The sequence below is a fragment of the Delftia sp. Lp-1 genome, assembly GCF_020523835.1.
In the GTDB taxonomy this organism is placed as follows: domain Bacteria; phylum Pseudomonadota; class Gammaproteobacteria; order Burkholderiales; family Burkholderiaceae_C; genus Comamonas; species Comamonas acidovorans.
Window position 1 is genome coordinate 495,934 of the sequence record NZ_JAJALJ010000004.1, and the last position, 19,719, is coordinate 515,652.

Annotated in this window: 19 protein-coding genes; 6 read left to right on the top strand and 13 right to left on the bottom strand. The window is 68.7% G+C overall.

Annotation, left to right across the window (positions count from 1 at the left end):
* Positions 1-28: 28 nt before the first annotated feature.
* The 3 genes from LGR64_RS27480 to LGR64_RS27490 all read right to left on the bottom strand — a co-directional run bounded on the left by LGR64_RS27480 (position 29) and on the right by LGR64_RS27490 (position 3,926).
* The gene (locus LGR64_RS27480; protein ID WP_141832968.1) at positions 29-838 is read right to left on the bottom strand and encodes a DUF4198 domain-containing protein; all 810 of its coding nucleotides are present in this window, start codon (positions 836-838) and stop codon (positions 29-31) included.
* A gap of 6 nt (positions 839-844) precedes the next feature.
* On the bottom strand, positions 845-1,333 hold the full coding sequence (locus LGR64_RS27485) for a hypothetical protein (protein ID WP_141832970.1): 489 nt from the start codon (positions 1,331-1,333) through the stop codon (positions 845-847).
* 172 nt (positions 1,334-1,505) lie between these two features.
* Positions 1,506-3,926, bottom strand: a complete 2,421-nt coding sequence (locus tag LGR64_RS27490) for a TonB-dependent hemoglobin/transferrin/lactoferrin family receptor (protein ID WP_141832972.1) — start codon at positions 3,924-3,926, stop codon at positions 1,506-1,508.
* Positions 3,927-4,204: 278 nt separating this feature from the next.
* On the opposite strand from LGR64_RS27490, the gene LGR64_RS27495 reads away from it, so the two are divergent.
* Genes LGR64_RS27495 through LGR64_RS27505 form a run of 3 tightly spaced genes read left to right on the top strand, consistent with a single transcriptional unit; the run spans position 4,205 to position 7,546 of the window.
* Positions 4,205-5,578, top strand: coding sequence for an aspartate aminotransferase family protein (locus LGR64_RS27495; protein ID WP_034397609.1), 1,374 nt, complete (start codon positions 4,205-4,207; stop codon positions 5,576-5,578).
* 7 nt (positions 5,579-5,585) lie between these two features.
* Entirely contained in the window at positions 5,586-6,659 is a 1,074-nt protein-coding gene (locus LGR64_RS27500; protein ID WP_141832974.1) for a GNAT family N-acetyltransferase, read from the top strand.
* Positions 6,641-7,546, top strand: a complete 906-nt coding sequence (locus tag LGR64_RS27505) for a hypothetical protein (RefSeq protein ID WP_141832976.1) — start codon at positions 6,641-6,643, stop codon at positions 7,544-7,546. Before LGR64_RS27500 ends, LGR64_RS27505 begins: the two co-directional genes overlap by 19 nt.
* 18 nt (positions 7,547-7,564) lie before the next feature.
* Here LGR64_RS27505 and LGR64_RS27510 read toward each other — a convergent pair whose 3' ends face one another.
* From LGR64_RS27510 to LGR64_RS27550, 9 genes are read right to left on the bottom strand one after another with little or no spacing between them, the layout of a single operon-like run.
* Positions 7,565-8,794 (bottom strand): DegT/DnrJ/EryC1/StrS family aminotransferase, encoded by a 1,230-nt coding sequence (locus LGR64_RS27510; protein WP_141832978.1) that lies wholly within the window; start codon positions 8,792-8,794, stop codon positions 7,565-7,567.
* Positions 8,787-9,281 (bottom strand): DMT family transporter, encoded by a 495-nt coding sequence (locus LGR64_RS27515; RefSeq protein ID WP_230357408.1) that lies wholly within the window; start codon positions 9,279-9,281, stop codon positions 8,787-8,789. Before LGR64_RS27515 ends, LGR64_RS27510 begins: the two co-directional genes overlap by 8 nt.
* Position 9,282: 1 nt before the next feature.
* Positions 9,283-9,651, bottom strand: a complete 369-nt coding sequence (locus LGR64_RS27520; RefSeq protein ID WP_141832980.1) for an EamA family transporter — start codon at positions 9,649-9,651, stop codon at positions 9,283-9,285.
* Positions 9,641-10,582, bottom strand: coding sequence for an alpha/beta hydrolase (locus tag LGR64_RS27525; protein WP_141832982.1), 942 nt, complete (start codon positions 10,580-10,582; stop codon positions 9,641-9,643). Before LGR64_RS27525 ends, LGR64_RS27520 begins: the two co-directional genes overlap by 11 nt.
* Positions 10,579-11,283, bottom strand: coding sequence for an MtnX-like HAD-IB family phosphatase (locus tag LGR64_RS27530; protein WP_141832984.1), 705 nt, complete (start codon positions 11,281-11,283; stop codon positions 10,579-10,581). Before LGR64_RS27530 ends, LGR64_RS27525 begins: the two co-directional genes overlap by 4 nt.
* Positions 11,276-12,220, bottom strand: a complete 945-nt coding sequence (locus LGR64_RS27535) for an HlyD family secretion protein (protein WP_141832988.1) — start codon at positions 12,218-12,220, stop codon at positions 11,276-11,278. The genes LGR64_RS27530 and LGR64_RS27535 overlap by 8 nt, the downstream gene beginning before the upstream one ends.
* On the bottom strand, positions 12,217-12,975 hold the full coding sequence (locus tag LGR64_RS27540) for an ABC transporter ATP-binding protein (protein ID WP_013800028.1): 759 nt from the start codon (positions 12,973-12,975) through the stop codon (positions 12,217-12,219). Before LGR64_RS27540 ends, LGR64_RS27535 begins: the two co-directional genes overlap by 4 nt.
* Before the next feature lie 15 nt (positions 12,976-12,990).
* Positions 12,991-14,145, bottom strand: a complete 1,155-nt coding sequence (locus LGR64_RS27545; protein ID WP_034397592.1) for an ABC transporter permease — start codon at positions 14,143-14,145, stop codon at positions 12,991-12,993.
* Positions 14,142-15,614 carry an efflux transporter outer membrane subunit gene (locus tag LGR64_RS27550; protein WP_043823333.1) on the bottom strand — a complete coding sequence of 491 codons (1,473 nt, stop codon included), beginning with the start codon at positions 15,612-15,614 and terminating at the stop codon, positions 14,142-14,144. The genes LGR64_RS27545 and LGR64_RS27550 overlap by 4 nt, the downstream gene beginning before the upstream one ends.
* A 344-nt stretch (positions 15,615-15,958) precedes the next feature.
* On the opposite strand from LGR64_RS27550, the gene LGR64_RS27555 reads away from it, so the two are divergent.
* The 3 genes from LGR64_RS27555 to LGR64_RS27565 all read left to right on the top strand — a co-directional run bounded on the left by LGR64_RS27555 (position 15,959) and on the right by LGR64_RS27565 (position 18,985).
* The gene (locus LGR64_RS27555; protein ID WP_141832992.1) at positions 15,959-16,963 is read left to right on the top strand and encodes a fimbrial protein; all 1,005 of its coding nucleotides are present in this window, start codon (positions 15,959-15,961) and stop codon (positions 16,961-16,963) included.
* Between the two features lie 133 nt (positions 16,964-17,096).
* A complete protein-coding gene (locus LGR64_RS27560) occupies positions 17,097-17,822 on the top strand; it encodes a response regulator (protein ID WP_013800025.1) in 726 nt (241 codons plus the stop codon).
* On the top strand, positions 17,807-18,985 hold the full coding sequence (locus LGR64_RS27565; protein WP_012202061.1) for a sensor histidine kinase: 1,179 nt from the start codon (positions 17,807-17,809) through the stop codon (positions 18,983-18,985). Before LGR64_RS27560 ends, LGR64_RS27565 begins: the two co-directional genes overlap by 16 nt.
* 41 nt (positions 18,986-19,026) lie before the next feature.
* On the opposite strand, the gene LGR64_RS27570 is transcribed toward LGR64_RS27565, so the two are convergent.
* On the bottom strand, positions 19,027-19,686 hold the full coding sequence (locus LGR64_RS27570; RefSeq protein ID WP_141832994.1) for a TetR/AcrR family transcriptional regulator: 660 nt from the start codon (positions 19,684-19,686) through the stop codon (positions 19,027-19,029).
* Between the last annotated feature and the right edge of the window lie 33 nt (positions 19,687-19,719).

Genomic DNA, 19,719 nt, shown 5'->3' on the forward strand with positions numbered 1-19,719 from the left:
CAGGCCTTTTTCGTGAAACCGGAACCCCTTACTGCGCCAGCACCCTGAAGGTCAGCGTGTAGTTGTTGCCGTACTGCGGCGCGGCGGCGCCGGCGGGGGCGTCGGCGCGGTAGCGCACCAGGGCCAGGTAGATGCCGGACTTGGGCAGGGCGTAGGAGATGCGGCCCTCGCCATCGGTGGTCAGTGCATCCACGCTGTGCTGGCTGGCCAGGTCCATGGCCGAGCGGAAGATTTCCACCTTCTGCGCGGCCAGCGGCTTGCCGTCGTATTGCACGGTGAAGTCGAACTTCTCGCCCGCGAACAGGTCGGCGGGATGCGTGACGGGCACGATCTCCAGGCCCTTGCCTGAGGGCGCGAGTGCGGCCCGGCTGGGCTTGCCCACCGTGATGTAGGTCTCGGAGACCGACAGCGACTGGTAATGGCTCAGCAGCCTGGCATCGGCCGGCGTGGGCGTGGCGGGATCACGCGCGGTCTCCACCTTGCCGTTGCGCTCCCACGAACGGAAGACGGCGCCCAGGCGCGGGCCGGTGCTCACGCGGTAGGTGCCCTTCTCGTCGGGCAGTTGGTGCTCGGCCACGGTGCGGGTCTTGAACTGGCGCACATCGGCCACGGGCGTGACCGAGCCGTCGGGCGCCGTCACGGTGAAGCGCGTTTCGCCAAAAGCCACTTCGGGGATGAAGAACTTGTCGGCAAAGCTGGCGTCCACGCTGATGACGGCCCGGGGCGAAGCCTCGAAGCTGGTGGGCAGCAGGTAGGGCGTGTGGGCCTGGGCGGAGATGCACACGGCCGACAGCAGCGGCAGCCACCAGGCCAATCGCTTGGATGGGGTTTTGGCCATGTCCGCTCAGGGCTTCTTGACGTCGTTCTTGTCCACGACGCCATCGGCGTTGAAGTCGGCTTCCTTGAAGCTGCGTTCGGCGATGGCCATGTCTTCTTCCACGGTGTATTTGCCGTCGCGGTTCCTGTCCACGATGCCGAAGCGCACATGGGCCTGCTTCATGGACTGGGCATAGCGCTCGTCGGGCTGGCGGCCCGCGTACTGCTGCTTGAGGCGGGCCTCGAACTCGTCCACGTACTCCTTCTCGCTGAGCCAGCCGTCGCCATTGGTGTCGCCGGCCAGGAAGCGCTGCTTGCGCACGGTGTCGTACTCCTGGCGCGTGACCACGCCATCACGGTTGGCGTCGTAGCTGCCCATGAAGGCAGACTGGCCATGCCCGCCCGCAGGCTGGGCCGGGCCGCTGGCGGACGGTGCCGTGGGCGATGCGCAGGCGGTGAGCAGGGCCGCCAGGCCGGCAGCGGCCAGCATGCGGTGGGACAGAGAGAACTCGATCATGAAACGACTCCTGAAGTAGGCAGATACGGCGGCGGCTGCGATGGTGGTGGAGGCTTTCCGGCCGACACCGCCGCTGTAGGGAAGGCCGGCCGGCCCCTGGAGAAACTCCTCGGATCCGCGCCACGCGGCAAGTGAAGGTGGCGTGGATGCAATGGCATGGTGCGCAGGGTGCTCAGAACGCAACGTTCATGGACACGGCGAAGGTGCGGCCCGGGTTGCTCAGCAGCTCGATGTCGCGTCGGTCGCGCGCCACGCCGGGCTGCAGGCTGCGGGTGCTGGAATAGTCCCAGTAGCGCTTGTCGCCCAGGTTGTAGATGCCGGCGTTCAGGCGCACGTTCTTTGCGACCTGCCAGTAGCCGGCCAGGTCGAAGATGGCATAGCCGGGCACGCGGAACAGCTCGGTGGTCGAGTCGGTCAGGCCGGTGCCCGCGTTCAGGTAGCTGTCGCGGTTGGTGGCCACGGCCTGCTTGCCCGCGACGAAGGTGCCGGTCAGGTTCAGGCCCCATTGCCGGGCCGGTGCGTCATAGCCCACGCCGACGATGGCCTTGCGCGGCAGCACGCTGTCCAGCGGCACATCCTTGTCGCCTGCGTAGTAGGACTTGGAGGTGCCGCGGCTGATGCCCAGCGCCCAGGTGGAGTACAGGCCCCTGGCGGCGGGCATCCACTGGCCGTGGTCCAGGCGCGCGCTGGCCTCGAAGCCGTAGATCTTTGCGCTGTCGCGGTTCTCGGCCTGGTAGATGGTGCCGATGTGGGCGGGCACGTTGACGAACAGGTCGGGACGGCCCGCGCGCAGGTAGCGCGTGTAGGCGATGAAGTCGGAGTACCTGGTATAGAAGACCGAGCTGTTGAAGGTCACGCCCGGCGTGGGCGAACCCTTGAGGCCGAAGTCGAAGGCATTGCTGCTTTCCTCCTTCAGGTTGGGGTTGCCGACCAGGGCGTACTGGCCTGCCGCGTTGTAGTTGCTGGCCATGTTCCACGAGCCGAAGATCTCGCCGGCCGAGGGCGCTCGCCCGCTGCGCTTGAACTGGGCATAGGCGCTGAACGTGGGCGTGAGGTCATAGACCAGGGCCAGGCTGGGGCTGAGGATGGTGTTGCCGCGCGTGCCGCCGTAAATCTTTTCCACGTCGGCGGCCGTGAGCACGCCCGAGACGAAGTTGTCCAGGTCGCGCGTCTTGATCTCCACGCGGTCCACGCGCAGCGCGGGAATCAGCGCCAGGCGGCGGCCACCGGCCTGGAAGCTGATCTCGTCCTGCAGGAAGGCGCCGTAGCGGCGGGTGGTGGTGTCGGGCTGGGGCTTCATAACGGGCGTGCCGGTAGCGAAAACGTTCCACGGACGCTCCGTGTCCTGTGTCGATGCATTGACGCCAAAGCTCAGGCGGTGGCGGTCGATGCGCTTGTCGCCCGTGCTCGAGAAACCCCAGGTGCGCGTCTCGTTGCCGGAGACGTTGTGCACCTTGGCGCCCGTGGCCAGCGTGGTGGTGTCGGTGACGTCGTTGGTGTCCGTGTTCTGGAAGTACAGCCGCGTGTCCAGCTGGTCCACCCAGGCGCCGGCCGGTGTCCACAGGTGCTGCAGCTGCAGCGTGTTGCGACTGGTGTCGCTGTTCTGGCGCGAGCTTTCGGTGATGCTGGTGTTGGTGGTGTCCCAGCCGTGGAAGGAGGTGTCGTTCTTGCGGCGGTACAGGTCGGCCGACAGCACCAGGCGGTGGGCCGGGTTGATGCGCAGGCCGCCCTTGAGCAGCAGCGCGTTGGAGTTCCAGTCGTCGGGATAGCTGTTGACGATGGCGCTGTGGTTGCGCGTCTCGCGTCCGTCGCGGCGCGAGTAGGCGATCAGGCCGTCGAGGTCGCCCGAGCGGCCAGCGGCCGTGAAGCTCTCGTTCCAGGAGCGGTCGGCCGTGTCGTGGCCGATCTTGCCGCCCAGGTAGGAGGTCTTGCCGCCCACCAGGTAGTCCTCGGCGGACTTGGTGCGAAAGCCCACCGAGCCGCCAATGCCACCGGCCGCGCGCCGCGCCGTGGTGGTGCCGGAGAGGATGTCCACGGCCGAGAACATCTCGGGGTCGATGAAGTCGCGGCCCACGCCGAAGGTGTTGGCGCCGACACGGCTCACATAGGGGCGCGTGGTGGCGTCGGGCATCTCGACGCCGTCCACATCCATGCCGATGCGGTTGCCCTCGATGCCGCGGATGTTGTAGCCCGTGGTGCCCGAGCGGTCGAAGCTGCTGCGGTTGCGGCTGGTGCCCGAGGCCGTGCCCGGCGCGGAGACCAGGGGCTGGTAGCGCACCACGTCGGCCATGCTGCCGGCCTGCTCCAGCGCCGGGCCGCTGACGGTGGTGGAGGCGCCCGGCGTGCGCTGCACGGGCTCGGCTGCATCGACCACATCGACCTGGGCCAGCGCCTTGGTGGGAGCCTGTGCCATCAGCCGGGCCTCATCGTCCGCAGTCTGCGCATGCGTCTGCGTCTGTGCCCAGGCGCCGGGCGAGGCCAGACCGATCACGGCGGCCTGCACGGCCACGGCCAGCAGGCTGTGCCGCAATACCGGCGTGCGCGAGGGATTGCGGGAGAGGGAGAGGAAAGACGAACGCGAAGACACAGCCATGGCGGGAATCGGGGAAAGAGGGTTGCTGGCTAGCTGCCGACCTGTCCGCGGAGTGCTCTTGCGAGACCATTGCTCCCCCCGTGTGTGATTGTTCCTGCTGGCTTTCCGCGATTCTCCCATCAATTGATAATGATTATCATTTGTTTTGTCTCATTTACGTCACAGGGGCCGATCCAGGCACCGCGCGGGCCTCCTCCACAAACCCCACACAAAGACTCGACAGCGCAGCAAGATTGCCCGCTCACACTGCGGCGGCTGAATATCTGGAGCCCTTTGCTGTGATCAATAACGCCCAACTTCTGGCCGACGAAGCCAAGTACTGCTCGTTCGGGGATACCGTCCACTACGTCAACCCGCCCAAGATTTTCTCGGGCTGCGAAGGCAGCTACATGTACGACGAGGCCGGCACGCCCTACCTTGATCTGCAGATGTGGTATTCGGCCGTGAACTTCGGCTACAAGAACAAGCGCCTCGAGCAGAAGATGATCGAGCAGCTGCAGACCCTGCCCCAGGTCGCCAGCCAGTACCTGCACCCCACCAAGATCGAACTGGCCAAGTTCATCGCCCAGGATGCGGAGCGCAAGTGGGGCCATGCCGGCCGCGTGCACTTCAACGTGGGCGGCGCCCAGGCCATCGAGGACTCGCTCAAGGTCGTGCGCAATGCCAGCGGCGGCAAGAGCCTGATGTTCGCCTTCGAGGGCGGCTACCACGGCCGCACGCTGGGCGCCTCCAGCATCACCTCCAGCTACCGCTACCGCCGCCGCTACGGCCACTTCGGCGACCGCGCGCAGTTCATCCCCTTCCCCTACCCGTTCCGCCGCCCCAAGGGCATGACGTCCGAGGAATACGCGGACTCCATCGTCCGGGAATTCGCGCGCAAGTTCGAGAACGAGTACCACGCCATCTGGGACCCCAAGACCAACCAGTGCGAGTACGCGGCCTTCTACGTGGAGCCCATCCAGGGCACGGGCGGCTACGTCGTGCCGCCGCCCAACTTCTTCAAGGGCCTCAAGAAGGTGCTGGACGACCACGGCGTGCTGATGGTGGTCGATGAAATCCAGATGGGCTTCTGGCGCACCGGCACGCTGTGGTCGGTGGAGAACTTCGGCGTCAAGCCCGACGTGCTGGTCTTCGCCAAGGCGCTGACCAACGGCCTCAACGCCCTGTCGGGCCTGTGGGCGCGCGAGGAGCTGATCAACCCCACCATCTTCCCGCCGGGATCGACCCACTCCACCTTCGCCTCCAACCCGCTGGGCACGGCCCTGGGCCTGGAAGTCATGAAGATGACCCACGAGATGGACTTCGGCCGCCAGGTGCGCGAATCGGGCGCCTACTTCCTCGAAGGCCTCAAGGAGCTGCAAAAGCGCCACAAGGAAATCGGCGATGTGGACGGCCTGGGCCTGGCGCTGCGCGCCGAGATCTGCACCGAAGACGGCTTCACGCCCAACAAGGCGCTGCTGGACAAGATGGTGGACATCGGCCTCGAAGGCGGCCTGGAATACCAGGGCCAGAAACGCGGCCTGGTGCTGGACGTGGGCGGCTACTACAAGAACGTGATCACCTTCGCGCCCTCGCTGATGATCTCGCGCCCCGAGATCGACGAAGCCATGGTCCTGCTGGACCAGTTGCTCACGAAAGCCAAGGCGGCCTGAAGGCGCGATGCCCGCAGAGCGCCTGCACAACCAGCTCGAACCCCCAGGCCTGCTCGCGCAGTTCGCGGCCCATCCTCCCGAGGGCTTCGCACTGCTGCAGGACTGGCCGGCGCCGGCCTTCACGGCGCCCTTCGATCTTCTGACCACGGCGGACGACGCGCTCAAGGCGCGTCTTTTGTCGTTGCCCGGTGGCGGCTGGCTGTCGCGCCGGCTGCGACTGTCCACCGACTTCGTGGGCACCACGGTCAGCGAGTACGCCGTGCTGCCCATGGGCATCCCTGCCGCCCAGCAGGCTGCCGCGCTGCGTGCGCGCGCAGGCCGGCGCATGCTGACCATCGTCAAGGATCTGCCCCAGGATTCCCCGCTGCTGCCGGACGCCGACAACGCCCACGCACGGGCGCTGGCGCAGGCCCTGGCCGATGCCGGCTTCATCCTGGTCGAAGGCCAGGCCCTGGCCCATGTGCCCATCGACTTCTCCAGCCTGGACGAATACCTTGCGCGCCTGTCCAGGAGCCGCCGCCAGAACCTGCGCCGCAAGCTCAGGAGCCGCGCGCAGCTGCAGGTGCAGCGCATTCCCACGGGCGCGGCCTTTGCCGATGACGCCTGCGTCGATGCCTACTACGCGCTGTTCGATGCGGTGTATGCGCAAAGCGAGATCCACTTCGACAAACTCACGCGCGATTTCTTCGCGGCCCTGCTGCGCGATGCAGGCAACGGAGGCACCGTGTTCGAGTACCGCGCGCTGCAGGACGACGGCACGCCCGGCGCGCTGCTGGGCTGGAACCTGTGCTTCGAGCACGGCGGCAAGCTGATCGACAAGTACATCGGCCTGTCCTACCCGGCCGCGCGCGAGGCCAATCTCTACTTCGTGAGCTGGATGGTCAACCTTGAATACGCCATCGAACGCGGCCTGAGCCACTACGTGGCCGGCTGGACCGACCCCGAGGTCAAGGCCCAGCTGGGCGCCAGCTTCACCTTCACGCAGCATGCGGTCTTCATCCGCAATCCGCTGCTGCGCGCACTGGGCCGGCGCTTTGCCGGCCACTTCGAAAGCGATCGCCAATGGAGCGAACAGAACTGAATGCCCAGCCGGTCGTGCTGGATGTGGATGGCTCGGTGGGGACCTTGCCCGGCGAGCTGCGCCTGCCGCTGCAGGACTGGCAGGAGCAGGTGCGCTTTGGCTGCGGCCTGCGCCGCTTTGCGCAGTTCCGCGCGGCGCTCGATGCGCAACTGCCCGCCGCGCATGGCACGGCCCTCATGGGCAGTGGCGACTTCCACCACCTGAGCTGGCCGCTGATCGAGCGCTGCATCACCGCCCAGGCCCTGTCCGCGGGCCGGCCGCTGCGCGTGGTCGTGCTGGACAACCACCCCGACAACATGCGCTTTCCCTGGGGCGTGCACTGCGGCTCCTGGGTGCGGCACGTGGCCCTGCATCCGGCCGTCTCGCATGTGCATGTGGCCGGCATCACCTCCGGCGACATCGGCCGCGCGCACGCCTGGGAGAACTACCTCACGCCGCTGCGCGCCGGCCGCCTGAGCTACTGGAGCGCGGGCGTGGACACGGGCTGGGCGCGCCGCCTGGGCGTGGATGCCGCCTTTCGCGGCTTTGCCAGCGTGGCCGACCTGTCGCGCACGCTGGCGCGCATGCTGCGCGAGCAGGCCCAGCCCACCTACCTGAGCATCGACAAGGACGTGTTCGCGCCCGAGGTGGTGCGCACCAACTGGGACCAGGGTCGCATGCAGGAAGGCGAGGCCCTGGACATCATCGGCGCGCTGGCCGGCCAGATCGTGGGCAGCGACATCACGGGCGATGTGTCCTCCTGGCGCTACACGACCTGGTGGAAGCGCTGGATGAGCGCCGGAGACGGCCAGGACACGCAGATCGACGCACAGACGCTGGCCACCTGGCAGCTGGGCCAGCATGCGTTCAACGAGCGCCTGGTGGAGCGTCTGCAGCAGGCCAGTTGAGGAGCCGGGACCACGACGTCAGGCGGCAGCCTGCACTGTGGCGCTTTCCAGCACCTCGACCAGATCGCCAAAGCGCGCGTCGTCGAACCACAGGCTGTTGCCCACGGCCACCAGGCGCTGTGCCCAGTCGCGCCCCTGGTCCACCACGTCCTGGCGCGCCAGGCCCAGTACATGGTCGTAGCGGCCATAGTCGGGCAGCACATGGACGAAGGGCAGCGACAAACCCCAGCCCCGCCCCCATTGCGCGCGCAGCAGCGCATCGCGCGTGGCTGCATCGCGCAGGCGCAGCAGCAGCACGGGCCAGACGCCTTGCGCACCCGGCACGGTGTCACCCACCACCTCGACCCCATCGATGGCCGACAGCCAGGCGCCGCGCTCACGGGCCTGGCGCTGCAGTTGCTGCTGGAAATCCGCCAGCCGCGCCAGCGCGCGCCGGCCCACGCGGCGGCGCCAGGCGCCCAGTTCATGGCAGGGAATGGCGTCGTCGAAATCATCGCCGGCGGCCTGCACCCAGTCGCTGCGCGACAGCGCATCGCGCAGGGGACGGCCATAGGCCAGGTCCAGCCCGGCGGGGCGGTACAGCGCCGCATAGCCCAGCAGCTCCAGGCTGCGGCGCAACTCCCAGCCCCGGTCCTGGCGCACGCTGGCCGCATGTGTCTCGCGCAGTGCCTCGCGCAGCGCGGGGTCGCGCGCCAGCAGCACGCCACCCTCGAAGGTGGTCAGGCCCTTGCCCACGGCCAGGCTGTAGAAGCCCACATCGCCCTGCCAGCCCACGGACTCGCCGCGCAGGCGCGCGCCCAGGGCCTGGGCCGCGTCCTCCACCACCCAGGCGCCTACGGCGCGCGCGCAGTCCACGGCCGTGGCCACGTCGGCCACGCGGCCGCACAGATGCGTGGGCAGCACGGCCAGGGTGCGTTCGCTGCACAGGGCGCGCAGGCGCGTGGGGTCCATGTCCAGCGTGTCGGGATGCAGATCGCACAGGCGCAGTTGCAGGCCGCAGTGCGCCACGGCCAGGGCCACCAGCGGGCAGGTATAGGCGGGTGCGATGACTTCGCTGCGGCCCGGCGCCAGGCGGCGCAGGGTCTGCAACGCCACCATCAGCGCCGAGGTGCCCGAGCATTCAAGCTGCACGGCGGGCACGCCCAGCCACTGCGCCAGCGCCGTCGCCAGGTCCGCGTCGCCCCAGGGCAGCAGGTCGGCCGCGCGCAGCGGCAGGCCCGCCGTGGGCGGCAGCACGCGTTCAGCCACGGTGCGAGCCGTGCTCGGCCGAGGCCGCCAGATGCGCGGCGCCCGCGCTGGCCGAGCCCGCGCCCGGGTTGCCGCCCGCATGGCCCGGCGTGTCATCGTCTGCGCAGGGCCCCTCGGCCTCCTGCGTCTCGCTGACGGCCAGACAGGCGATGCCGGCCACGATGAACAGGCAGCCGATGATCTGGGGCATGCCTATGCGCTCGTCGAACAACCAGTACGACAGCGCCAGCACGGAAAGAATCTCCAGGTGCGATGCCGCAAAGGCCGGGCCGATGGGCGCGCGCTTGAGCAAGGTCATCCACGAGAAAAAGGCGCCGATGTAGCCCACGAAGGCGCCATAGATCCAGGGCTGGCCGAACACGCGCGCCAGCCAGGCCGTGGAGAACTCCAGCGGCAGCGCCGCATTGCCGGCCTGCTTGAAGCTCAGCTGGGCCAGCGTGTCGAAGGCCATGAGCACCAGAAAGCCGATGAAATAAAAGCGCTTCATTTCAATGGAGGCCCACGATGGCGACGCCGACGGACACCAGAACGATGCCTGCCACGCGCATGGGTGCCAGCTTCTCGGCAAACAGCAGCCGGCCCGCGATCATGATGGCCACGATGTTGATGGAGCCCAGCAGCACGCCCTCGGACAGCGGCACCAGCGAGAGAAAGGCCAGCCACAGCACGAACTCGGCCACGTAGCAGCCCACGCCCAGCCACAGCCAGGGCCTGGAGGCCATGAAGCGCCAGCGTGCCAGGCCGTCGAGGTCACCGGGCTGGCTGGCGGCGGCCTTGAAGGCCAGCTGGCCCCCGCTGTCCACCAGCACGTTCAGCACCCACAGCGTGATGACCAGCGGCGAGAGATCACTGCCCATGCCGTGCGGCCTCCGCAGCCCGCACCTCGCGGGGGGCGGCACCGCTGGCGATGCGCGCCACGAATTCGGTGGTGCGCGCGATCACGGTGCGGCGGTCGCGGTCGATGGTGACCATGTGGTAGCTGTTGTCCAGCAGCACCAGCTCGACATGGGCCTGGCTGGCGCCATGCACGATGTCATGGGCGTTGGCCACCGACGAGATGTCGTCGTTGCGCGCATGGATGACCAGGCAGGGCGAGCGCAGCTGGGGCAGGCGCGCCAGCACATGGGCCGAGAGGCGGCGCAGCTCGATGATGGACCACCAGGGATTGCCCGGCAGGCCGGCCGCCGCGCTGTCGCCCGAATGCATTTGCTCGACCACGCGCGCGCGCAGGGCCTCGTCCTTGATGCCGTAGGGCGGCTGCTCCATGAACACGCTGTGGCGGCCAATGCCCAGCGCGCGGAACAGCGGCAGCAAAAAGGCCAGGCGCGTGTAGAAGGGAATGCTCCAGCCGTCGTAGCGGAAGGTGGTGGACAGGGCGCAGACGCCGTCCACCTTGTCGGGGTGGCGCTGGGCCACGGCCAGGGAGAGCACGGCGCCCATGGACAGGCCGCCGACCACCACATGGTCCATGTGCTGCGACAGCCGCTGCAGGCCGGCCTCCACGCTGGCCAGCCAGTCGGTCCAGCGCGTGTCCACGAGATCTTCCATGCTGCCGCAATGGCCGGCCAGCTGGACCGCATAGACGGTGAAGCCCTGCTTGTTCAGCCCCTTGGCCAGCAGGCGCATCTCGGCCGGCGTGCCAGTAAGCCCGTGCACCAGCAGCACGCCGGTGCGCGCGGCCGCGCCCGTGCCGGGCATGACGAATTCATGCTTGGTCACGCAGACGCTGTCCAGCCCCGTGGCAGGCTCGCTGCGCTGAACGACGTCGAATCCATCGGCCATGTTCATGCCAGCGCCTCCAGGCCCAGGACGACCTTGTCGAGGAGGGCCGTGGCCTGCTCGAAATGCTCGAAGGGCGCATGGGCGATGCCCCGGCTTTCGCAGTGGGCGATCAACTTGTACTTGGCCAGCACGAAATCGGCCCGTCCCGAGACGCAGAAGTCCGAGGTGCTGTCGCCCACATAGAGCACGCGGCCGTGCAGGGCCTGCTGCTCGGCCAGGCGCTCGCACTTGCAGTTGCCGCTGGCGCGCGCGCACTGCGCGCTGGCCCAGGGAGAGTCCAGGCGCCAGTTGCGCTCGCCGGTCTGCACCAGGCGGTTGGCGATGACCTGCAGATGGCCCAGGCCATGGCGCTCCAGCACATGGCGTATGGCGTAGTCGATGCCGTCGCTGACCACCTGCACCACCATGCCGTGGGCCTGGGCGGCCGCCACGAAGCCGGCAAAGCCGGGGTCGATCTCAATGGTGTCCAGGTGGGCGCGCAGTTCGGCCTCGTCCATGTCCAGCAGCGCGACCTGGCCCTTCATGCATTCGCGCGAGCCGATCTCGCCGCGCTCCCAGGCATCTTCCAGTTCCTGCCAGCCGGGCTTGCCGAAGCGGTTGAGCAGGGTGTCGGTCACGTCCAGCAGGCTGATCGTGCCGTCGAAGTCGCTTTGCACCATCCAGCCGGGGGCGGCGGTATCCAGATACAGGGGAATGCGCTTATTCATGAAACTGCACCCTTACGTTTTGACCCACGCGCACGGCGGCGGCGGGAGCTTGCTCGAAGACCAGCACGCACTCGATGACACGCACCGGCCCGCGCTGCTGGTCGTCCTGCAGCCGCGCCGTGCCATAGACGGGGCTGATGCGCAGCACGCGTGCCGAGGGCAGTTGCTGCTGTGCGGCGCCATCGGCGTCCAGCGTCACCGTGGCCCGCATGCCTTCGCGCACGGCGGCGGCGAAGCTTTCGTTGATTTCGGCGCGCACCTGCAGCGGGCGCTGCGGCAGCAGCACCACATCCGGCGTGCCGGGCACGGCCTGGCTGCCCGCGTGGGTGGCCAGGCGCACCACGGTGCCGGCCTCGGGCGCGCGCAGTTCCTGGCGCTTGTGCTGGGCGCGCAATTGTTCGAGCTTGCGCTGTGCCACCTGGGCCTCGGCCGCGGCCACGTCGATCTCGGCCTGGGCATCGCGCAGCGCCTGCGCGGCCTCGTCCACGTTCTGCGCATCGGCGGCGCCCTCGCGCGCTGCGGCCTGCCAGCGCGACAGGGTCTGCTTGAGCTGGGGCAGGCGCGCGGCGCGCGCCTTCTGGCGGGCCTTGGCCAGCTGGGCCTCGGACTCGGCCACGGCCAGGTCGGCCTGGCCCGTATCGTCGGCCAGCCTCAGCAGCAACTGGCCGCGCTGCACGGACTGGCCTTCCTTGACGGACAGCTGCTGCACCACGCCGGCCACGGCGGGCGACAGGTCCAGCAGGCCGCCTTCCACCTCGATCTTGCCGCGCGCCACGGCCACGGCCGCCGGGCCGTTTTGCTGCGCCTTGGCGCTGGCCTGGCCGGCATTGGCAGGCGCATCGTGCGAAGGACCGCAGCCCGCCAGCAGCGCGGCGGCGGCCAGCGCCGCAGCCAGACCGGCAGTGGACGCGGCAAGGCCGCTCAGGGGGTACTTCATTCTTTTTCCTTCAACGGGGAGGTCTGGCGCCAGTCGCTGCGGATGGCGCCGTCCTCCATGCCGAGCACGCGGTCGGCATGGCGCACCAGGCGCGGGTCATGGCTCACGCACAGCACGGTCGTGCCATGGTTGCGCGCCGCGCGGTGCAGGATGTCGATGACGCGCTGGCCGCTTTCGGCATCCAGCGCACTCGTGGGTTCGTCGGCAAACAGCAGCTGCGGCGCCTTGGCCATGGCGCGGGCGATGGCCACGCGCTGCTTTTCGCCGCCCGACAGTTCGGCCGGGCGCATGTGGGCGCGGTGGGACAGGCCGACCTCGTCCAGCGCCTGCTGCGCGCGGCGCAGGGCCTCGTCGCTGCGCAGGCCCATGTAGCCCAGGGGCAGCTGCACCTGCTCGATGGCCGTCAGCGCCGGGAACAGGTTGAAGCCCTGGAAGACGAAGCCCGTGTGGCGCAGGCGGAATTTCTCCAGCGCCCGCGTGCCCAGCTTGCCCAGGTCCTCGCCCAGCGCCATGGCGTGGCCGCTGTCGGGCGCCTGCAGGCCCGACATCAGCGACAGCAGCGTGCTCTTGCCGCAGCCCGAGGGCCCGGAGATCAGGCTCAGCTCGCTCGGGTACAGCGACACGGACAGGCCTTGCAGCACCTGCACGCTGACCATGCCCGACAGAAAGGACTTGCACAGGCGCACGGCCTCCAGGCTGGGTGCCGTGCGGGGCGCCGCCGTGGGCGCGGGGGAGTGGGCATTCATCACGTTCATGGGGTCTGGCCGTCTTCAGCGCAGCAGCGTGGCCGGGTCGGCACGCAGCAGGCTGCGCATGGCGCCCAGGCCCGACAGCAGGGACAGCACGGCCACCAGCACGGCGCAGGCCAGCACGGCCGATGCGTTCAGCGCCACGGGCACGCGGTAGGCCATGGCCAGGGCCAGCAATACGGCGCTGGCCAGCGCGGCCATCACAAAGCCCAGGCCGCCGATCCAGCAGGCCTGCTCGACCACCACGCGGCCCAGTGCCGCGCGGCTCACGCCCAGCGCGTTGAGCACGGCGTACTCGCGCGAGGAAGCGGCCACCACGGCCTTGAGCGACTGGCTGGTGACCACCGAGCCCACCAGGCAGACGATGACGGCCATGAACAGCACGCCCGCGCCGGCGCCCGTGTCGAACATCCAGTAGCGCTGCGAACGCCGCGCGAATTCCCTGGCCGTCCAGGCCTCGTAGGGGCCGAAGCTGGGTGTGGGCTGGTTCAGACGCTGCTTCACGGCCTTGGCCGAGGCGCCCGGGCGCACGCGCGCCACGAAGTAGGTGCTGCCCTGGCCGGGGTCGCCCGCAATCTCGCGGGCCGTGGCCAGCGAGGCCAATACGTTCACGCCGCCCAGGCCACGCAGGCCGTCCACGGCCGCCACCACCTGCACGCGGTGGTTGTTGACCCAGGCCACGCCGCCTTCGCTGGTGCCCAGGGTCTGCAGGTCGGCCCGGTCCACGATCACGGCGCCGGTCTCGCGCAGGCGCTGGCGCTGCCAGGGCTGGAGCACGTGGGAAAACAGCATGGAGGCGTCATCGGTGGCAATGCCCGACAGGTAGACCGACACGCCGCCGCCGTGCTCGCTCGCCGCGCCGCCGGCCCCCGAGTCCGAGCGCCAGTCGCCGTCCACCCAGACATAAGGCTCGACCGCCGCGACATCGGGGTCCATGCGCAAGCGCATGTCCACATCGCGGCCGATGGTGCGCCCGAAGTTCACGCTCTGCGTGCCCGGATAGCCGATCCACAGGTCGGCCGAGGAAGCCGTCACATACAGCGCGGCCGATCCGAAGATGCCCAGCACCAGCGCGGCCTGCATGGCCAGCAGCACGCCGGAGAAGCCCACGGCGAAGACGGAGGGAATGAAGCGGCGCCACTCGTGCACCAGCGTCTTGCGTGCCAGGGCGATCATGAGGGCGCTCCTTGTGCGAGCGGAGCCAGTGGAGCCATGCCGCTGTCGGCAGCGTCCTGGTCCTCGGCCGGCAGCGGCGCGCCGCCCAGGGCCTTGTACAGCGCCACGTAGGCCAGCGCATGGGCGGCCAGGGCCGTGGTCTGCTCGCTGCGCGCCTGCAGCGCGGCGCGACGGGGCGCCAGGCCGCCGAATTCGCTGTCCAGGCCCAGCTTCAGGCGCTGGTCCTGCACGCGCTCGCGCTCGGCCAGCACCTGCTGGGTGGACTGCAGCGAGGCGATGCGCTCGCGCTGGGCGTCCAGCGCGGCCAGTGCGGACTCGACCTCGGCCACGCCGTCGAGCACGCTCTGGCGGTAGGCCTGGATGGCGGCCTGCAGCGCCAGCTCGCTGGCGTCGGCCTGGGAGCGGCGGCGGCCCCAGTCGAACAGGGGAATGTCGATCTGCGGCCCGAAGGTGGGTGCGTTGTCCTGCGTGGTACGCAGGTTCTGGGTGATGTTGAACGAGTACAGCAGCGAGCCGCCGATCACGAAGCGCGGATACAGCGCCGCATGCGCAATGCCCTGCTCGGCCGCCGCGCGTTCCACGGCGGCCTGCGCCACCTGGATGTCGGGGCGCGTGCGCAGCAGGTCGGCCGGCAGGGCGGCCACGCCCAGTGCCTGGGGGCCGGGCAGCGGGGCCTTGGCATCGGCCTGCAGCCACTGCGCATCGGGCCGCGTGCGGCCCAGCAAGGCGGCCAGCATGTGGGCGCTGCGGGCCTGGGTTTCGCGCAGGCTGGCACGCAAGGCGGCGCTCTGGCCGGCCTGCAGTTGCAGCTGGTGCACGGCCTCTGCCGTGCCCAGGCGCTGCTGCTGGCGCACCTGGGCCAGTTGCAGGGCACGCGCATCCAGCAGTGCCTGTTCGTCGATCAGGGCGCGCTGGCGCTGGGCCATGCGGATGTCCAGATAGCGGTGGACCACATCGGCCACCAGGGCCACGCGGGCCGCCTGCAGTCGGCCCCGTGCGTCAAGCACGGAGGCGGCGGCATTGCGCTCGCCGGCCTCGCGGGCGCCGAACAGGCCCAGGTCCCAGCTCACGTCGATGCTGGCGTGGAAATACGAGTCGATGGCCGCAATGTCCTGCAGCGTGCGCGCACCGGCCGTGAACACGGGCCGGAAGGCCGAACCGGCCGTGCCGGCCAGCAGCCGTTGCTGGCGCAGGCGCGACTGGGCCTGGGACAGGTCGAGGTTGGCGGCCAGCGCCTCCTCGACCAGGGTGTTGAGGGATTCGTCGCCCCAGGCCTTCCACCAGCCCTGCAGGTCGGGCGCTGCGGCCGAGCCAGGTGCACCCGGCGCGGCGGCTGGCAGGGGCTGCGTCCACTGCGTGGGCACCGAGCCGTCAAGCTGCGCCGGAGGCGGCGAGGAGCAACCGGCCAGCGCCAGGGCGGCGCCCAGGCACAGGCTGGAGAGGCGATGCGTCGCGGCGGCGTGGTTCACGGGATGGACAGGCGGGAGGGGATGATCGAGGGGAGGGCCGGGAAAACGAGGCCAGGGAACCATGTCCCCGGATAGCCATTGGACGCGGCCAAGCTTGCGCGAGGTTGCAGGCTTTATGGAGGAAACATGGAGAGCGCAGCGCCTTGCGGGAGCCTCTCTGCCCCAACCCGGGCGAGAGCCAGTTGCGGACCGCCCGATCACCCCGGACTCGGATGATTCCGAGTTTATTTTCAGAACGCTCCAATTCCAAGGCCGCATGCAGGTCAGTACATTGGCCGGATATCGCGCCCTATGCCACCTGTCCCAAGGCATTGATCCATATCTTCCAGGCTGGAGTTCACAGCATGTCTTTCACAGCCATCTTGCGCCATGCATTGGCCACGCCTCTCCTCTTGATTTTTTGTATGGCCCCTATTTCATCCTGGGCCCGTTGTTCCTCCCAGGGCTGGAATGCCCAGTTTCCGGGTTCAGCCAACACCCCCACCATCGTCAATGAAAATTATCCGATTGGCAGCGTTGTCTATTCCAGGACAATGAATTTACAAAATACCGGAGCCGGCAGCTACCACATTTCTTGCGACAATGATTTTTATTACATAGAAGGCATTGGAACGGAAAGCGGTGGAATATATTCCACCGCCATTCCCAACCTGGGCATGAAAATCACATGGGAAAGAGCCGCGCCTTATTCAGGGTCCATGCTGAAACAGGGCATATTCCATTCACTGCCAAGCAACAACATGACCCTCGAGCTCGTGAAAACCGGAGAACTCACATCTGGCGGCTCCCTGAATGGCAGCTTCGCACGAATCTACTCTGGGACCAGCAATGCCCGTGACTTGCTGGCCACGGTATTCTTTTCGAGTGGCATCACCGTCAACGTCAGCAGCCGCCCCAGGCCACCGACCTGCCGGGTGTCCACGGGCAAGATCGACGTGACCATGGCCCCCACCCCGTTCGCCGATTTCAAGGGAATCGGGACCGTCACGGCAGCCAAGGACTTCAGCATCGAGTTGACCTGCGCGGGAGGCGAAGCCAATACACGCCTGACCGCCTTCATCACGCTGACGGATGCCACCCAGGCGACCAACCGATCGAGCACGCTGACGCTGGCCCAAAATTCCAAGGCCCGGGGTGTCGGCATACAGGTACTGAGAAACAACGTGCCCGTGAGCTTCGGCCCCGACTCCGGCAGCCTGGGCAATGCCAACCAATGGAATGCGGGCCAGGTCGCACAGGGGCAGAACAGCCTGAAGATTCCGCTGAGCGCGCGCCTGGTGCAGACAGCCGGCAGCGTGACACCTGGCATGGCCTATGGCAGGGCGACCTTCACGATGAGCTACCAATAGCCGCTGATGGGTCCGCAGGAAATGAACAGCGCCAGCCTTGCGCGCGATTGCAGACTTCGTGGAGCCAATATGGAGGGGCGGCGGCATCCAGGGCATCGCACCATAATGTGCGCCTGGCCCTGCCAGCTTTCCCATGAACTCCACAGCACAGCCAACGGCAACCACCCCCCTCGTGCTCGTCGTCGAAGACGAGCCCGCCATCGCCAGCATCCTGACGGCCTATCTCGAGCGGGACGGGCTGCGTTCGCGCATGGCCTCGGACGGCCAGGAGGCGCTGCAGCTGTTCCGCCTGCTGCGGCCCGATCTGGTGCTGCTGGACATCCACCTTCCCGGCATGGATGGCATCGACGTGCTGCGCGCCATCCGCGATGACAGCCAGACGCCCGTGATCATGGTCACGGCCCTGGCCGACGATGTGGACAAGCTGCTGGCCCTGCGCCTGGGCGCCGACGACTACGTGGTCAAGCCCTTCAACCCGCCCGAGGTCGTGGCGCGCGTGCGCGCCGTGCTGCGCCGCACCCAGGCACGCAAGAACCCGGCGCCCGCGCCCATCCGCGTGGGCCCCATCGAGATCGACTCCGAGGCGCACAGCGCCGTGGTCTACGACAACGAGGGCCGCGCCCTGCCGCTGCCCCTGACGCTGACCGAATTCCGCCTGCTGGCCTGCCTGGCGGCCCAGCCCCGGCGCTGCTTCTCGCGCTCCCACCTGATCGAGCACTGCCTGCCCGAGAGCGATGCGCTGGAGCGCGTCATCGACTCGCACCTGTCCAAACTGCGTCGCAAGCTGCAGCTGGCCGGCCAGGAAGGCCTGATCGAGACCGTGCGCGGCATTGGCTACCGGCTATGGCCCTGGGACTGAGGCCCAACCGCATCTGGGTGCGCTTCGGCCTGTGGATCACGGCCACCGTGCTCAGCACCATTGCCCTGCTGGCCATCGGCGTGCTGGTGTTCTCGGAGATCCAGTACCGCGACTTCTACAGCAGCCTGCCGCCGGCCGTGCAGATCGAGCTGGACGAACTCAACGCGCAGTCGCTGGAAGACAGCCCGCGCGCCATGCAGATCTACGGCCAGTACTGGACGGGCGACCTGCTGTTCGGCGAGAAATGGTCCCTGGTCATCGGCCTGCTGGTGTGCCTGCCCTTCGGGCTGGCCGTGGGCTTCTGGGTCTCGCGCCTGGTGACGCGGCCCCTGGCGTCCATGGTCGAGGTGGCCAAGCGCGTGGAGCTGGGCGACTTCAGCGCGCGCGCCCTGCCCGGCAAGGCCCATGGCGAGATGGCCGAGATGGTGGTGGCCTTCAACCGCATGATCGATTCGCTGGAGACGCTGGAGGCCGAGCGCCGCGCCACGGCGGCCTCGATCTCGCACGAGCTGCGCACGCCGCTGACCGTGCTGCAGGCGCGCCTGCATGCCATCTGCGACGGCGTCATCGCCGCAGACGACACCGAGCTGAACACGCTGCTGTTCCAGGTCGAGCACCTGGGCCGGCTGGTCGGCGACCTGCACACGCTGTCCATGGCCGATGCCGGCCAGCTGTCGCTGCAAAAGCAGCGCCTGGACCTGGCCGAACTCGTGGCCGAGACGCTGGACCACCTGCACCCCCAGCTCCTGCAGCATGGCATGCAGCTGGAGATGCACCTGCCCGCGCCCAGTGACATCGGCATGGCCGACATCCGTGCCGACGCCGACCGCATGCGCCAGATCCTCTCCAACCTCGTCAGCAACGCCATCCGCCATGCGGCCAGCGGCGCATGGCTGGGCGTGGCGCTGACGGTGGAATCCGATATCGAAGGCCGTGCCTGGGCCGTGCTGCGCATCAGCGATGCCGGTCCCGGCCTGCCCAGCGAGCTGCGCGCCCACCCCTTCCAGCGCTTTGCCCAGGTGCCCGGCAAGCGCCGCCGCGAGGGCTCGGGCCTGGGCCTGTCCATCGTCAAGGCACTGACCGTCTCCCAGGGCGGCAGCGTAGAGGCCGACGACTCCGAGCAGGGCGGTGCCCGCTTCACGCTGCGCTTTCCGCGCGTCTGATCCCGCGCCGCTGGAGGCAGCCGGGGCAGCGGCTGGGTCCGCTACGCGGACGGAGCCTGCGCCTCGCGCAGCAGCGCATGGATGGCCCAGCCCAGCGGCGCGCGCAGCTGCTGCAGCGTCTGCTGCGGCCCCAGCGCCAGCAGCGACTGCGACACCCAGCCATAGGTCAGCGTGTGCAGCAGCCGTGCCAGGGGCTGGGTCGGCGCGGGCAGCGGCGGATCGCAGTCCTGCAATGCCGTGCCCCACAGCTGTACATAGGCCTGGTAGTGGCGGCGAAAGGGCTCGGGCGCGGACACCTTGCGCTCCAGCATGAACAGCGCGGCCCACATCGGCGCCTCGCGCGCAATGCCGTCGACCAGGGTGTCCAGCAGGCGGTCCACGCGCGTGGCCAGCGGCATGCCGGCACTGTCCTGCAGCGTCTGCAGCCCCTGGGCGTGCAGGGCCTGCACCTGGCGGTGGATGCACATGGCCGCCAGCGTGTCCATGTTGCCGAAGTATTCGTAGAAGGTGCCCAGGCCCACGCCGGCCACGGCGGCCACCTCGCGCACCGTGGTGCGCTCGTAGCCCTGCTCGATCACAAGCCGAACAAAGGCGTCCTGCAGCGCCTGCGACGTGGCCTGCGCGCGCGATTGCAGGGGGCGGCGCCGCACTTTGGGCGGCTGCGGCTGCTGCCGTGAAACCCGAACACCTTTGCTGGGCATTTTTCCTAGACTTTTGCGTTGAGACCAACGATC

Bases quoted from the DNA above. Each gene is read 5' to 3' on its own strand.
- LGR64_RS27560 (WP_013800025.1), top strand. From the start codon at position 17,097: ATGAACTCCACAGCACAGCCAACGGCAACCACCCCCCTCGTGCTCGTC.
- LGR64_RS27525 (WP_141832982.1), bottom strand. From the start codon at position 10,582: ATGAACATGGCCGATGGATTCGACGTCGTTCAGCGCAGCGAGCCTGCC.
- LGR64_RS27485 (WP_141832970.1), bottom strand. From the start codon at position 1,333: ATGATCGAGTTCTCTCTGTCCCACCGCATGCTGGCCGCTGCCGGCCTG.
- LGR64_RS27565 (WP_012202061.1), top strand. From the start codon at position 17,807: ATGGCCCTGGGACTGAGGCCCAACCGCATCTGGGTGCGCTTCGGCCTG.
- LGR64_RS27515 (WP_230357408.1), bottom strand. From the start codon at position 9,281: ATGAAGCGCTTTTATTTCATCGGCTTTCTGGTGCTCATGGCCTTCGAC.
- LGR64_RS27545 (WP_034397592.1), bottom strand. From the start codon at position 14,145: ATGATCGCCCTGGCACGCAAGACGCTGGTGCACGAGTGGCGCCGCTTC.
- LGR64_RS27490 (WP_141832972.1), bottom strand. From the start codon at position 3,926: ATGGCTGTGTCTTCGCGTTCGTCTTTCCTCTCCCTCTCCCGCAATCCC.
- LGR64_RS27540 (WP_013800028.1), bottom strand. From the start codon at position 12,975: ATGAACGTGATGAATGCCCACTCCCCCGCGCCCACGGCGGCGCCCCGC.
- LGR64_RS27530 (WP_141832984.1), bottom strand. From the start codon at position 11,283: ATGAATAAGCGCATTCCCCTGTATCTGGATACCGCCGCCCCCGGCTGG.
- LGR64_RS27555 (WP_141832992.1), top strand. From the start codon at position 15,959: ATGTCTTTCACAGCCATCTTGCGCCATGCATTGGCCACGCCTCTCCTC.
- LGR64_RS27570 (WP_141832994.1), bottom strand. From the start codon at position 19,686: ATGCCCAGCAAAGGTGTTCGGGTTTCACGGCAGCAGCCGCAGCCGCCC.
- LGR64_RS27520 (WP_141832980.1), bottom strand. From the start codon at position 9,651: ATGGGCAGTGATCTCTCGCCGCTGGTCATCACGCTGTGGGTGCTGAAC.
- LGR64_RS27480 (WP_141832968.1), bottom strand. From the start codon at position 838: ATGGCCAAAACCCCATCCAAGCGATTGGCCTGGTGGCTGCCGCTGCTG.
- LGR64_RS27500 (WP_141832974.1), top strand. From the start codon at position 5,586: ATGCCCGCAGAGCGCCTGCACAACCAGCTCGAACCCCCAGGCCTGCTC.
- LGR64_RS27505 (WP_141832976.1), top strand. From the start codon at position 6,641: ATGGAGCGAACAGAACTGAATGCCCAGCCGGTCGTGCTGGATGTGGAT.
- LGR64_RS27535 (WP_141832988.1), bottom strand. From the start codon at position 12,220: ATGAAGTACCCCCTGAGCGGCCTTGCCGCGTCCACTGCCGGTCTGGCT.